The organism is Sinobaca sp. SA16-1, assembly GCF_059510515.1.
Window position 1 is genome coordinate 298,408 of record NZ_JCAKFL010000001.1, and the last position, 14,762, is coordinate 313,169.

Annotated in this window: 12 protein-coding genes; 4 read left to right on the forward strand and 8 right to left on the reverse strand. The window is 46.0% G+C overall.

The window, feature by feature from the left end:
• Positions 1-15: 15 nt before the first annotated feature.
• The 6 genes from AC5W2J_RS01395 to AC5W2J_RS01420 form a co-directional block, all read right to left on the reverse strand.
• Positions 16-1,869, reverse strand: a complete 1,854-nt coding sequence (locus AC5W2J_RS01395; protein ID WP_496057693.1) for a heparinase II/III domain-containing protein — start codon at positions 1,867-1,869, stop codon at positions 16-18.
• Positions 1,866-3,992: an NAD-dependent epimerase/dehydratase family protein gene (locus AC5W2J_RS01400; protein WP_496057694.1), complete on the reverse strand. Its 2,127-nt coding sequence runs from the start codon at positions 3,990-3,992 to the stop codon at positions 1,866-1,868. The genes AC5W2J_RS01395 and AC5W2J_RS01400 overlap by 4 nt, the downstream gene beginning before the upstream one ends.
• On the reverse strand, positions 3,989-4,606 hold the full coding sequence (locus tag AC5W2J_RS01405) for a sugar transferase (protein WP_496057695.1): 618 nt from the start codon (positions 4,604-4,606) through the stop codon (positions 3,989-3,991). The genes AC5W2J_RS01400 and AC5W2J_RS01405 overlap by 4 nt, the downstream gene beginning before the upstream one ends.
• A gap of 221 nt (positions 4,607-4,827) precedes the next feature.
• Entirely contained in the window at positions 4,828-5,601 is a 774-nt protein-coding gene (locus tag AC5W2J_RS01410; RefSeq protein ID WP_496057696.1) for a tyrosine-protein phosphatase, read from the reverse strand.
• A gap of 309 nt (positions 5,602-5,910) precedes the next feature.
• Entirely contained in the window at positions 5,911-7,302 is a 1,392-nt protein-coding gene (locus AC5W2J_RS01415; protein WP_496057697.1) for an aldehyde dehydrogenase, read from the reverse strand.
• Positions 7,303-7,357: 55 nt separating this feature from the next.
• Positions 7,358-7,705 carry a hypothetical protein gene (locus tag AC5W2J_RS01420; RefSeq protein WP_496057698.1) on the reverse strand — a complete coding sequence of 116 codons (348 nt, stop codon included), beginning with the start codon at positions 7,703-7,705 and terminating at the stop codon, positions 7,358-7,360.
• 233 nt (positions 7,706-7,938) lie between these two features.
• Here AC5W2J_RS01420 and AC5W2J_RS01425 point away from each other — a divergent pair, with 233 nt between their 5' ends.
• Positions 7,939-9,747, forward strand: a complete 1,809-nt coding sequence (locus AC5W2J_RS01425) for a putative bifunctional diguanylate cyclase/phosphodiesterase (protein ID WP_496057699.1) — start codon at positions 7,939-7,941, stop codon at positions 9,745-9,747.
• A 169-nt stretch (positions 9,748-9,916) separates the two neighbouring features.
• Here AC5W2J_RS01425 and glaH read toward each other — a convergent pair whose 3' ends face one another.
• Together glaH and AC5W2J_RS01435 are read right to left on the reverse strand one after the other, a co-directional pair.
• The gene (glaH, locus tag AC5W2J_RS01430) at positions 9,917-10,852 is read right to left on the reverse strand and encodes a glutarate dioxygenase GlaH (RefSeq protein WP_496058212.1); all 936 of its coding nucleotides are present in this window, start codon (positions 10,850-10,852) and stop codon (positions 9,917-9,919) included.
• Positions 10,853-11,126: 274 nt separating this feature from the next.
• Positions 11,127-11,456 carry a DUF3870 domain-containing protein gene (locus tag AC5W2J_RS01435; RefSeq protein ID WP_496057700.1) on the reverse strand — a complete coding sequence of 110 codons (330 nt, stop codon included), beginning with the start codon at positions 11,454-11,456 and terminating at the stop codon, positions 11,127-11,129.
• A gap of 288 nt (positions 11,457-11,744) precedes the next feature.
• On the opposite strand from AC5W2J_RS01435, the gene AC5W2J_RS01440 reads away from it, so the two are divergent.
• The 3 genes from AC5W2J_RS01440 to AC5W2J_RS01450 all read left to right on the forward strand — a co-directional run bounded on the left by AC5W2J_RS01440 (position 11,745) and on the right by AC5W2J_RS01450 (position 14,721).
• Positions 11,745-12,407: a GntR family transcriptional regulator gene (locus AC5W2J_RS01440; protein ID WP_496057701.1), complete on the forward strand. Its 663-nt coding sequence runs from the start codon at positions 11,745-11,747 to the stop codon at positions 12,405-12,407.
• Between the two features lie 22 nt (positions 12,408-12,429).
• Positions 12,430-13,485, forward strand: coding sequence for an Ldh family oxidoreductase (locus tag AC5W2J_RS01445; protein WP_496057702.1), 1,056 nt, complete (start codon positions 12,430-12,432; stop codon positions 13,483-13,485).
• 90 nt (positions 13,486-13,575) lie between these two features.
• Positions 13,576-14,721: a mandelate racemase/muconate lactonizing enzyme family protein gene (locus tag AC5W2J_RS01450; protein ID WP_496057703.1), complete on the forward strand. Its 1,146-nt coding sequence runs from the start codon at positions 13,576-13,578 to the stop codon at positions 14,719-14,721.
• Positions 14,722-14,762: the final 41 nt, after the last annotated feature.

Genomic DNA, 14,762 nt, shown 5'->3' on the forward strand with positions numbered 1-14,762 from the left:
ATACCGCCTTTATAGTTAAATTGCTGTGATAATTTGAATTTTTTCAGTACTTTTTTTCTTGCTTTTATTAAACAAAATCGATACACAATTTATTTCTTCTTTTTTTAAATAAAAGAGACTTCGATAAGTTTTTTTCACTTGAACTTTACCTAAGGTACTCATTTCACAAATTATCTTGCCATTATTTATAAGCTTAATTTTTTCTCCTTCTACCTTAACTTCACAAGGAGTATGAAAATTAATTGTATATGTGTCCTTTTTTGAAATAACAGTATCGTTTAATTCAAAACCATGATCTAAATTTTTAATTTCTCTCGTATGAGTGTAATTATTTTTTGACTTCATAGTTCCTCTAAATATGCATTTATTGTATTTGACTCTTCTTCTAATAGTCCAGTCGGTAACTAAAAAGGCTCCACGCTTATTCATTTGTTCTTTATCATTAACTTTCAATGTGTTATGGCCGGAAGTCAGAGTTAGTTTTTTACCAGTCTCACTAGCATATGAATATGTTCCGCTATCACAGAATACGTTTATTTCCCCAATCCAAAGATCTAAATGCAGTTGATCCATATGAGCGGGTCTTGATTTATAATCCTGCAGCGTAGTCATAAGAATGCTATTACCATTACGAAATGTATAATATCCAATTTTTTTATATATAGATGAAGTTTTTTCAATTTTTTCAATAGAAGTTTGAGCCTTATTTGAAAACCATAATATTTCTTCATCATAAGCCCCAGATTCATACAATTTCTTACCTTCTATGATCGAGTACAAGGTATTTAATACTGGGCGAAAATCTCTATATCCACATACAGTTACGGGAAATATTAGTGCCCCATCGTTTGATCCATAGTTTGGTACATCTCCATTAGGTGATTGCACCTGATACATCAGAAGTATACTTTTCTTTATTCTGTCTTCTTCGGTTATTCTTAAGTTAGTTTTATTTTCGATCTTGTAAACACATTCTATAATTTGAAAAGTAAAACGCTGATAGTTGAAAGAATATTGGGTAAAGCCTCCATCAGGTAAAAACTGCTTTTTGATTTCGTTATTAAATAGTTCATAAGATTTTTTTAGTTGTTCCTTATCTTCACAACACCATGCTCCTATAATCAAACCACTAATTTCACTAAATGTATGGTTGTTCTGTATACATTTGTGAGCATAAAAAAAGTTAGCTAATACTTTCTTATAACAAACTTCAATCATTTTATTAACATTTTTATCATCCTGCTTTGTAGTAACACCTTGTGCTTTAAATACGTTATATGTCATAAGCACATTAATCATTCTTAAAGTGCATTCTTGCCCACATTTAAAGTTGGCTCCATAAGAATATTCGTTATCATTCAACCATTCTTCAAGTTGTTTTGAAAAAGCTTCATAATACTTGATATTATCTGTAAGAAGAAATGCTCTAGCAAACAAGAAAAAGTGAGTTAAACGTGAAGCTTCCCATACTACTTTTATATCTCCTTTTTCATTATCAAAATCCGGTATGTTATACCATTTAACGTCTTTAGGGAAATTAAAATTAGTAAGTGGATTATAATGCCAATCTATAGGGTTTCCATAATTTAAATTCATTGAAGAAAAGGAATTAATTATTCCTATCAAAGCATTGTCAGCAGAAGTTAATAATTCGTTTTGTTTTTGCTCTGGTAGTGCTGCTAGAAACTCACGAATGGATTTATTATCAAAGTCAAAAATGTTGTTTCTCTTTACATTTACTTCTTTTTCGAAGAAGCGTTCAGTACTTGGAATAGTTCTCATCATTTTTAATTTACCAGAATATAATCCTCTATTAAAAGTCCACTTGATACCATATTCAGTTAACAAAGGCTTTATTGTTTTTATCATTTTGTTAACCTCTCTACTATATTTATTAATTTTTTTGTGAGTTTACTATATTCAAAATCTGCAACACCTGCTTTAGCATTATTACTCATTGTTTCATAATCTGCTTTAGACATATTGTACATTTCTGAAATAGTCTCTGCTAAAGCTTCTGGAGTATCTTCCTCTAATGAAAGACCACATTTATAATTTTCAATAGGGGAATACCCCATTTTTACTGTAGAGATAATTGGTCTTCCTGACGCCATATATTCAAACAACTTGTTAGAACTATTACCTCTAGACCAATTATATTTATCTTGAGCATAGTTCAATATATTTACATTCGAGCAGCTTAATATAAAGGGTATATTTTTTTTATCTACATAGCCTTTTAAGCTAACATTACTTATTTCTTCATCTTTAACTCTTTTTTGTAAACTCTCTAGCTGATTGCCGTCTCCATAAATTAAAAATTTTATATTAGTGAATCCTTTAACTAATTTGGCAGCATCTAATAGGTTACCGACGTTGTTCACAGGTCTAATAGCACCTGCATAAATGATCTTAAAATCAGAACTTTTTAATTCTGGATCATCTATAGTGTAATCTACAATTTGCTTATTAAAGGCTGGAAGATCAACTCCGTTATTTATGTAGTAACACTTACTTAAATCAATGTCCCCACCTTGTTCAATTGTCCATTTTTGTTCTTTTATGTAATCAGTATCCCCTTCTTTTAAAAATATTAAAGCATCAGCATTTTTATATATCCAATGCTCTCCTTTTGTTAATAATTGACCAATTATACTATTCTCTTTTATCTTACCGAAGGAAAATATTGCTTCCGGCCATAAATCTCTAACCTCACATATACAAGGTACTTTATACTTTCTTGCTATTTGAATTCCCGCTATCATAGCAAGTGGATGTGGTGAGGAAGCTATAATCACATCAGGCTTTTGATTTAATTTACTATATTTTCTTGCAACACTAAACAAATTCCTATAATAGACTGCCATATTTTTTACTCTTGCAAGTGAGTTTTTAGAAGAAGAGGGTGTATTCACAAAAACAAAAGGTATATTGTCATAATATTGGGTAATATACTTTGTTTTATCTTCAATCAAGTTTTGATCTGAGAAATGCAGATAAGAGGCTGAAAAAATTGTTGCTTTCAAGCCGTCTTTTTTCATATTCTTAGCAAAATTATAAGGTCTCGTGAAACCATTGATATTTGGAGGTGTCGCATAATGATGAAAAAACCATATATTTTTATCTTCGCTACTAATACCTTTTTCTGTTTGGAATATAGAGTTCTCAAATGATGCTACTTCATAGTTTTTAATTACATTATTGTTAGATATTTCTTTAGAATAGACTAAATCTCCAAATATCTTTTGAATTTTTCTAATGTTAAAGACGTTAGTATTTTTAAATTTTTTTAAGGAAGGAGCTGTTATAATATTTTTGTTTTGTACTTTAGAGATTTTCACTACCATGTCAGTAGTACAAACATACTCTTCATTCTGCGGATGAAACATTCCGGCTTCTTGATTATCAATAAGCAGTTTTGTAAATTCACTTAAATTATCTATATAAAGCATACTTCTTTGATTTTCTATTTTTGGAAAAATCGGAGTAATTTTTGCTAATTTTGATAAGCTTTGATAATTCCCTTTGCATCCTTTACCGTAAATCATCGGCGGCCGTATAACAGCTATTTTGAAGTGTTCATCTTCTAAAGGCTGGATCAACTGCTCTGCTTCCAGCTTTGATTTCCCGTAGTGGCTTTTTGGATTGGGTTTTGTATTTTCATCAATTACCCCTGTGTCCATGCCATATATACTCATAGAGCTTAAGAAGATGAACTGTTCTACGTTCTCTGCTTTTGCTTTTTTTGCAACGTTATAAGCCATGTCGCGGTTCACAAGATAATAGGCTCCTGCATTTCTATCCGTTTCCTTTTGGTGCGCAATACCGGCTGCGTGGAAAACAACATCATACTTGGAAAAGTCTTGATCTTTCCACCCTTCACCTCGTATACTTGTCGATTCTATGTTGTATTCATCAGGATAGTTACTCAGCCACTCGGTCAGGCTGTTCCCTATATAACTGTTTGAGCCTGTGATAAGAATGTTCTTCATTTCGGTGTGCTCTCCTTGCCTGCGTCATCTTTAGCCTTGCCTTCGACAACGCCGTCGCTTTTTAATACGCTGTTGATCGTGCCCAGGAAACAGCGGATATCCATTAATGGGCCCATTTTCTTTACGTATTCGCCGTCCAGGCCGGCTTTCACATCAATTGGCAGCTCGTCGCGTCCGTTAATCTGCGCCCAACCGGTAAGACCAGGGGGTACATCGTTTGCTCCGTATTTGTCGCGTTCTTCAATCAGGTCATATTGATTCCAGAGCGCAGGGCGCGGACCGATAATGCTCATGTCGCCTTTTAAAATGTTAATAATCTGTGGAAGTTCATCCAGGCTTGTTTTACGGAGAAACTTTCCGCTCTTCGTAATAAACGCTTCCGGGTCCTGGAGCATATGGGTTGGCATGTCTTTAGGGGTATCTGAACGCATCGTTCTAAATTTTAGTATGTAGAAGTGCTCTTTATGAAGGCCGACCCGCTTTTGTTTAAAAAACACAGGTCCTTTTGAATCTTTCTTAATCATTATGGCAAGCAGCACTATATACGGCCATAGTACGACCAGCGCACAAAAAGAGAGGCTGACATCGATCAGCCTTTTTATTTTAACGTACATCGGGATATTCCACTCCTTGGTGAATGTATGTATGCTTATTGTTTAATTTCTTGATATTCTGCCAGCATTTTCCTGTAATTGTATCCAAACACCAAGCTATTGTCCCACTTTCGTTCTCTTTATTCAAGGGCGTATCTGAAAATGGGCGGCTGTTTTTTTACGTAGAGACAACCCGGACAGGTACAGAACCAATTGTTCTCCTGTCCAGGCTGCCTGGTGTATTAAATCAGGCCGAAGCGTCTTTTGCGCTTCCTGCGGCTGATATGTTCGGGCTTATCGACCAGCACCGTTTCGTTTTCGATCACGGCGATGGCATTGTTTTTGAAGGTGTCGACGGCGCTGCGGCCGAATTCTTCTTCGATCAGCTCGTATGCTTCTTTGAGTACAAATGGATTGTTTTCCACGTCGCTCGCGCTCGTCGCGATAAAATGCGCCAGGTTCGCTTCCAGTAAGCTAAAGCAGAACTGCTGCAGGTCTCCGCCGTACTCGCCGATTACAGCGCCTGCGTTCAGCTGAATTAACGCACCGTTGGTGGCGAGCGTATACAGCTGGTCCGGTTCTTTAATAAACTCCATTACTTTATCGGGATTGGCAATAATCGGCCGGTAGCCTTTTACCTGCAGGTCATAGAAGACATTTTTGCTCAGAAGCGGCACGGCATGCTCCGGGAATTCCAAAAGCACATAGCGGCTATCGCATAAAGGAATAGCGCGGCTTTCCGTCAGTTCCGCCATAATGTCTCCGTTCAGACGGATCTCATGTCCGGCCCTGACGTCTACGCGGATATTCTCCTGATTCAGGCGTACGTTCAGCTCTTTAACCTGCTGCTGAATGGCAGCCCCGGTGTGATAGCTTCTTCCATCATTGTGATGAGGGGTCGCTACTATCGTATGAATACCCGAGGCTTCGGCCTGCTGAATCAGTGCAACACTTTCTTCGATCGTTTCCGGTCCGTTATCCAGCCCGGCCAATACGTGCGTGTGAATATCAATCATGTGTATGACCCCCCTCTAAATTGGTGGAGATGTACTATGTCATGATAATCGCGTGCGTTTTTGCTTTATATCTATGTGTTTTTTTAATAGGTATCAAAAATGCCTGATATTCACTATAGTATACTTTTTACCTATTTTAAAGTGCCGCTTGTACTAGTACATGCTTTTCATTTCGAGTGAACCAATACTTAGTACCTTCTTTTTTTTCACAAAATTTAATAAAGCATTCAGCAACACACCCCTAAATACCCTGCAGTTATAGGATTTCCGAATAAGAAAAACCGCCTTTCAGAAAAGGCGGCCGGATTGTTATTTAGAAAACCATTTTCGTACGGCGTTCAGCCGGCTTTCTTTAAAAGGTGGATACATGACCGATGGGGAAAACGGGCTTTTGTTTTTCAGAATGCTCTTGTAGTGGGTGAACGTGTCAAAGCTCGCCCTGCCGTGGTAGGAGCCGATGCCGGAATTGCCAACGCCGCCGAACGGCAGGTTCGGGTTGGTCAGATGCAGAATCGTGTCGTTTACGCTGCCGCCGCCGAAGGAAAGCGTAGTAAGAATATGCTCCTCCACGGTCGGGTTGTTCGTAAACAGATACAGCGCAAGCGGCTTATCGAAGGAACGGACAATATTAACTGCTTCGTGCAGATTGCTGTAGGTAAGAATCGGCAGAATCGGTCCGAACACTTCCTCCTGCATGACCGCGTCTTCCATTGTGACGCCGGTCATGAGCGTCGGCTCGATATACAGATCGGCCTGGTCGCTGCGTCCGCCGGATACGACCTTTTCCGGATCAAGCAGCTTCTCGAGGCGCTGCCAGTGCTTGTCGTTTACCACACGGCCAAGGTCCGGGCTTGCCTGCGGGTTCTCGCCGTAGAAGTCACGGATCTTCGCTTTCAATCGGGCGACGAGTGCGGTCTGCAGGTCTTCGGCGACAAGAATATAGTCCGGCGCAATACACGTCTGGCCGTTGTTCATGCATTTGCCCCAGATAATCTTTTCTGCTGCTTTATCGAGATCGGCGTCTTCATCAATAATCGCCGGGCTCTTACCGCCAAGCTCGAGCGTGACCGGCGTCAGGTTCTTCGCAGCCGCCTGCATCACAATTTTGCCGACCGGGGTGCTGCCGGTAAAGAATATATAGTCAAACGGTGCGTGAATCAGCGCCGACGTTGTTTCTTTTTCCCCTTCGACGACGGTAATGTAGGCCGGATCAAAGTATTCAGCAATCATTTTCCGGACGACTGCGGCAACATGCGGCGTAAACTCGGATGGTTTCAGGACGGCGGTGTTACCGGACGCCATTACCCCGAGAAGCGGCTCGATCAGCAGCTGAAACGGGTAGTTAAACGGGCCGATCACAAGAACGGTGCCATACGGCTCCGGATAGATCATGCTTTTCGAACCGGTCTGCACAATCGTTCCCTTCACTTTTTTCGGCTCCGCCCATTTAGGCATTTTTTTCTTCATGTCTTTTAGACTCATCAGCAGCACGCCGATTTCGGTGAGGTACGCTTCAAAGGCAGGCTTGCCGAGATCCGCTTTCATCGCTTCAATAATCTGGTCTTCGTATGCTTTAATCGCCTGTTCCAACATGTCCAGCTGGCGCAGCCGGAAGGCCGTGCTTTTCGTTTCGCCTGTATGAAAGTAGGCCTGCTGGGTATCGAGAATCTTCTGTACATCGGTCGTTTCCATTGTCTGCATAAAGTGTAATCCCCTTTTTTCCTGTTTTTGTACTAGTACCCGAATGACGCAGGCGTTAAGCGTGGGGACGGCGCTTGAGACACATCCCTCCAGCTGCTAGATACAGCACGGATGGCAGAATGGACGCGCCTAATGTCACGAGCAGCAGTCCGATTCCCATGCCAATCAGCCAGTACCCGGCTTTTTTCGCATTGGTACCGATCATAGTGAGCACCATTACCGCGAGCAGCAGGGCTGCGATGTTGGCGGCAAGGGTTACCCCCATCTGCGGGCCAAATGCCATGCTGCCCGGAAGGTCTGCCTCCACTTCTGTCAGCATCCACTGAAAGCCGGCGGAAAATACCGCGAGTCCGTGCAGGATCATTGCTATAATAATAAGCGTACGTTCTATCGTTCGTTTCATGGACTCCCTCCCCTATTCTTCCTGTACTATACCGGATGAGAAGTGCCTTGATCAAGAGAGCGCTTTCTAAAATAGAACGCTATATAATGGAAGAAACTAGTACCGGAACGTGCGGCATTTCCCTTTTTTATAACAAAAGGAAATAATATGTCAATACTGGTGAAAGTCGCTTATGTTTCTGCCGATATAACGAAAAAGACGTTAATGGACGTAGAGAGTATGGGGCGAAGTGTATGACAGGTGAATGGATTTATTCTGCATTGTTCGGGCAGCTGACCGAACATCCGTGGCTGTTTCTCGTATGTATCCTGACGCTGATCGCTGTATTAATCAGCTTGACCATGCTGCTCAGCCGGGAATGGTTTCAGGAGCGTCACAGAAAATGGCTGTTTGCGTTTCACGATATGTATGAGCAGTCGATAGACTGGACCTCGGATGCGGCGGCTGTACTTAATCGGAACGGCACGATTTTAATGTGGAACCGGGCTGCCGAAGAACTGCTTGGCTATCCTAAAGAAGACATGCTCCACAACAAAGCTACGTTTCTTGCATCCGGGGATCGCCGCCGTATTCCAAAGACTCTGGCAGACTGCACGGAAGAAAGACTGATCCCGCTCCAGGCACAACACAAGGACGGCCGCTTCATGGATATACTGATTTCCCTTCAGCCGCGGGAGCATTTCTATACCGTGATTCTTCGACAGGATATTCCAGCATCGGTTTCCGGAGGAGCTGTACCGCAGATAGATACGGATCCCCTTACCGGACTTCCTAACCGGGCTGCCCTTCTTCTGTATCTTGAAGAGCAGACAACGGACAACGCTTCCGCTTTCTCTGTATCACTTCTATCGATTGATTCGTTTCCACGTCTGGCGGAAGCACTCGGCCAGCAGCCGTCCGAGACACTGCTGCTGGATATGACAAACCGCCTGCAGGCGGTCCTGCCAAACGGTGCTTTTCTCGCCCGCTGGAGCGACTGCGATTTTGTCTTGATGCTGCCGGAAGAAGATGCGTCGCTCGCCGGCCTGTGGGAACAGCTCCGCCAGCAGTTGAAGCAGCCCTTTTCGGTCAACGGCCTGCAGCTGTTTACCCCGCTGTCGATCGGGGTGTGCTTTTATCCGCAGGACGGAACAAACCCCGGCACTTTGCTGCAGCATGCGTATGTTGCCAAAAGGCAGGCCCAGCGGATCAAGGAAACATCCGCATCCTACTTTGACGCCTCGATGATGAGTCATATTGAACGGCTCTTCAAGCTGGAAGCCGATCTGCCGCTCGCATTAGAGAAGAACGAGCTCGAGGTATACTATCAGCCGCAGGTCAGCCTCACCGACCGCGGCATCGTTAGCGCGGAGGCGCTTCTGCGCTGGAACCACCCCGACCTGGGACCGATCTCCCCGCTGGAATTTATCCCGATCGCTGAAGAAACGGAAACGATTATTCCGATCGGCTGGTGGGTGATCGATGAAACCCTGCGCCAGTTTAAAACCCTGCAGAAGGCCGGAACCCCGGTGCAGCAGATCGCCGTGAACGTGTCGCTCGTGCAGCTCGAACAGCCGGCATTCACAGACCAGCTGGAGGCACTTCTTCGTTTTCACCAGGTAGAGGCCTCGTGTCTGGAAATCGAGCTCACCGAATCGGTCATGCAGGAGAGCAGCCGGCTCCGCCGCGTGCTCGAGAAACTGCAGCAGATCGGCGTCACGCTTGCCCTCGATGATTTCGGCACCGGCTATTCTTCCTTAAGCCGGCTTCATTCCCTGCCGCTCGACCGGCTGAAGATCGATAAATCCTTTATTGATGACATTGCCGTGAGCCCTTCCGCGTTAAACGTCGTTCATACCGTTGTGTACCTGGCCGAACAGACCGGACTCGACGTAATCGCAGAAGGAGTGGAAACGATCGAACAGGTCCACATATTAAAAGAGTTGAACTGCCTGTTTTACCAGGGCTATTATTTCGCCCGCCCTCTCGCGGCCGGCGCCTTGAAAGAAACCGTCCGGTATTACCAGGTGCCCGGGGAAGTCCCAACTGCCGCAAGTGTATAAACGACAAAAAGCCGCCCCGAAGGACGGCTTTTTGCGTGACATATTATTTTCCAAAAACAGGCGGCGACTCCGGCAGACCAGCCACAGGTGAAGATAAAGAGGTTGTTTTTTCCTCTTTAGCTTAAGGCTCGGCCTGCGGAAAGCGTCCGTCTGAAAAGGCGTTGTTATATTATTCCTGGAATCTTCCTCTCTGGCGGAGAAGCTCGCGGTCGAGGTTTTTGTTTTCTTCAAACGCTGCGCGTCCGTGCAGCCAGAACAGGTTGTTCACCATTACCAGGTGTCCGACCGGCAGGTTCAGCTCGGTCACGCTCTTGTCCGCTTCAAGGGAGGCGGACATGTCGCGCAGGTATTTGGCTTCTGCAATGGAAGCCGGGTTCGCAAACTGGTCAATAAAGCAGATGCACGGCTCGCCGTTATGCAGAAAGAACGTCTTGCGGTTGATTTCTTCGCTCACGTTCTTGCTTGCCGGCGACTTGTAGAGTATTTCCTTCTGCGCAAATGGGTGATTGGCATAATGATCCAGTTCCGCCCAGTCGTCAAGGTGAAGCAGACGGGACTCGCCGCCGACGGCATTTTCTTCGTGCATTTTCATCATTAAGAGCCAGTCGGTCTGATCACCGACGAACGTGCCGTCCGTATGCATCGTAAACAGGCGGTAGGCCTGGCGCAGATACGAGTCACTTGCGTCCGTATGCTTCACGGTAAAGCGGGCATAGTATTTTCCTGACATCGCATCAAAGTTGCACTCGCCCACCAAATGCGTGAGCGCGGTGGAAAACAGCACAAACTCATCCGTGTTCTTGCGCTCTTCGTTCAGCCCGATCGTGAATCCGCCCGTGCGGCGGTCCATCAGAATCGACTGCACCGTTTTCGTGAATGCTTCGCCGAGCACTTCCTGAAGCGCATTGGCAGCGATAAAACGCATGTACGGCACGTATTCCAGCTCCTGCACTTCCACGTGTTTCACTTTATCGAAGAACGCATCGAGCGCTTCTTCTTTAATATCAATATGGTACATCCGGTCGTTCTGGGGATGCTTCTGTATGGACAAATGCTTCGTTTCCTGTGAAAAATCCACGACGTTCTGTTCTGTAATACTCATAATAAAATTCCTCCTTTGGATTGGGTAATACAAAGCCTGATCGTTCCGAGCACACACAAAAAGCCAGCCGGTGCACACGTAAAGAAGCTCATGTGAACGGCTGGCTCTAACAGGCGGACCGGCTCTTCCCTTAAAGGAGGAGTCCACGCCTTATTAAACAGCATTATTGGTTTTTATCGTGCACTTACGATTTGATAAGGATTGCTCCGAATCAAGGTAAGCGTTACCAATAATATATAGGATATTCCGACTTCTGTCAACCAGGCCCCGCGCCGGGTTACCTGGTTTCTCTTTTCTGCAGCTCATTAAACTGGGTATACAAGTCTTTTAACGCCGCTATAATAGCGTTTTTGGCTTTGCCGGAATAGCTGTACTGAATCGCTTTAATCGGCTCTTCTATTCCATTTTTCAAGCTGTAGCCCCGGAACAGCTGGTTAATAAATTCTCTGCCGTGTTCGGTGGCAAGCGTGCAGGAGCACTGGAGAATAACCCCATACTGCCTGTCAATTTCCGCAGTGACCGTCAGCGTCTGAAACAAACTTTGTGCGGCCATTCCTTCCGGAAGCCTGGAGTGTCCTGCAATAAAAATAATATTTTTCCCATTCATCTGTCTTGTCCTCCCGGCTGTTATTCAGGCTGGCGGCACCAGCCCGGGGTGGTTCTATTTTATCGTATGGGTATTCCGGCGGCAGGGCAACGTATTTTTTTCATCAGATCGTGCCGTTATTGGTTTTTGGATCCAATATACATCAATTATACCAAAGGCTTATTAGAGAAAACAGAAAAAATACTTTACTTATCAAGAATATACTTACTAAATGGATATTTTTATGATATTATACAATCATAGATTGGATCCCATTTACACAGATTTTTATAGAAAGAAGAGGAAGCTATGGAACGTACCAACACGAAAAATCCGAATCCGACGAGTGAAGACCTGGTAACGGAAACGCTGCGGGCAGCGATTCTGGACGGGGAGTTTCAGCGCGGGGACCGGATCGTTCAGGAAGACTGGGCCAAACGCCTGCAGGTAAGCCGGATGCCGATCCGCGAAGCACTAAAGCGCCTGGAGTTCGAAGGCCTTGTTAAAAACGAACCCCGGCGCGGCGCGATTGTGTATCCTATTTCCATTAATGACATCGAAGAGATTTACACCCTGCGCTCCATGAATGAAAGCCTGGCGGTGGAAAAGGCGCTTCCTTATCTGGAGGAAGCGGATTTCGAAGAAATGGACGCGATCCTGACGGAGATGGAAACGATGGAGTTAACCGAGGTATCCTTTGACCATTATTCTTCCCTGAACCAGCTGTTTCATAAGAAGCTGATGGAAAAATGCCCGTGGAAACGGGTGCTGCACAACACGGAGATTCTCCGCAATCACTACCTGGCGATCAAAAGCCCGATGATTTTGACCCGCTACACCGACAAAGCCAAGATGGAGCACCGCCAGATTCTGGCCGCGGCCCGTTCCGGCAAAGTTTCGCTTTTGAAAAAAGTAGTGGAATACCATATTGAACGAAACAAAAACGATCTGATCGACAACATTAATTTGTAAAGACGGAAAGGAGACCAGTGCTATGGAAACCGTTCAGCTCCGCTACACCGAACAGCAGCTTCAGCCTTTTCTGCAGCGCCTCTTTACTGCGGCCGGCGTCGAAGAAGGCCCCGCTTCGCTCGTCTCACAGCATCTGGTAACCGCGCAGATGCGGGGCGTAACGTCCCACGGTGTGATTCGCACCGGCATTTATATTAAGCGCTTACTCGAAGGCATCGTGGAAACGAAAGCGGATATTACGATCAAACGGGAAACGCCCGTCAGTGCGTCAATAGACGGCGGCAACGGCCTCGGTATTCCGATCGCGTCCGAAAGCATCAAGCTGGCCGTCCAGAAAGCCAAACTCTCCGGCATCGGCATGGTGGCGGTGACCAACTCCAACCACTGCGGGATGCTTGCCGATTATACGAACTACGCGGCTGATCAGGGCTGCATCTCCCTCGCTTTTACGAACTCCCCTTCCGCTGTCGCTCCGTGGGGCGGCCTGGAAAAGTATTTCGGCACGAACCCGTTTTCCTACGCCGTTCCCCGCCGGGACCGCGCGAACATCGTCTTTGACATGGCCACCAGTGCTGTTGCCAAAGGCAAAATTATTGCGGCAAAAAACAACGGTGAATCGATCCCGCTCGGCTGGGCGATCACAAAAGACGGCGAGCCGACAACCGATCCGTCCGAAGCGCTTGACGGCCTGCTGCTTCCTGTCGGCGGCCCGAAAGGCTACGGGATTGCATTTCTCGTGGAAATGCTCTCTACAGCACTGAGCGGTGCTGCCACCGGCCCGCATATGGGCGACTTGTACAACGATTTTAAGGTCAAGCAGAACAACGGCCACTTCTTTCTGGCGTTTCGTCCCGACCTGTTTGAAGATATGGACGTGTTTCACAGCCGCATCGATCAGCTTGCCTCCGAAGTCCAGAGCGTCTCTACCCGGGAAGGCATCGAACGGATCCTTCTGCCCGGCGAACTGGAATACGACAAACTGCAGAAGCATAAAGCAGAAGGCGTCGAGCTCCCCCCCGCCCTTGCAGCCGAGCTGAAAGAACTGGCAGCGGAACTAGGTGTCGAGCCGCTTCATTAAATCCGGGAGGTGAACCGAAAGCAGCACCCGATCCGAACCCTTATTTTTTTACTTAAAAATGACAGCGCTATCATGAAAAGGAGAGAACAAATGAAAATTACAAAAGTAGTTACACAATGGGTACAGATTCCACTGGAACGACCGGTCGGCTTTTCGATTAAAACGTTAACGCACCGCGACCATCTGCTTGTGCGCATCCATTCTGATGCCGGCGTGGAAGGGATCGGCTTCTGCCTGCAGGACGTAAGCGGAAAAGCCGCTAAAGCAGCGGTTGATGAGCTGCTGGCCCCGATGATCATCGGCGAAGATCCGCGCGATATCGCTAAAATATGGGAAAGACTTTACTGGCAGACAGTACGTGCCGGACGCAGAGGCAGTCTGATGCACGCGCTCTCCGCCGTTGACATTGCGCTTTGGGACCATCAGGCCAAGCTTGCCGGCATGCCGCTCTACAAGCTGCTCGGTGCCTACCGTGAGGAAGTGCCGTGCTACGCATCAGGCGGCTACTATTACGACGGACTCGAAGTGTTCTCCAAGCTGGAAGCAGAAGTACGCGGCTACATGGAACAGGGCTTTAAAGCGATCAAAATGAAAGTCGGCCGCCTGTCCGCAGCCGAGGAAGCCGAGCGGGTTAAAGTCGTCCGCAACATCATCGGCCCGGACGTGAAGCTGATGATTGATGCCAACCAGTCGTTTCTCGATGTGAATGAGTGTCTGAGCTTCTGCCGCAAGGTCGAGCAGTATGACATTGCCTTCTTTGAGGAGCCGCTTCCGATTGATATGATGGAAGGATTCGCCCGCCTGAAACGACAGACGTCGATTCCGCTCGCCTCCGGTGAAGTCGGTGCCACCCGCTGGGAGTTCCAGGAATTCATGCGCCGCGGTACGCTTGATTACGTGCAGCCGGACGCCACCCAGTGCGGGGGCGTCTCGGAATGGCTGAAAATCGCAGCCCTTGCCGGTGCGCAGGGCGTATCGATTGCCCCGCATTACCACTGGGATATTCACATTCATCTCGCCTGCGCGACAAGAGAAGTGACGATTCTGGAGAAATTTATCGGCACCAACGTCAAAAACTTCGACCTCGTGATTCACAATCCTCGAGAAGTAACGCCCCACGGCACCCTCGTGCCGCCCGAAGGCGACGGCCTTGGCATCGAGTGGAACGAAGAAGCCATTCAGGAGTATCTGGTGGAAGAAGAAACGATCGAACATGCTATTTCCAGCAGCGTATAATATTAGACAAAACAACAGCCGCCCGCATCCTCCGTTCTGGA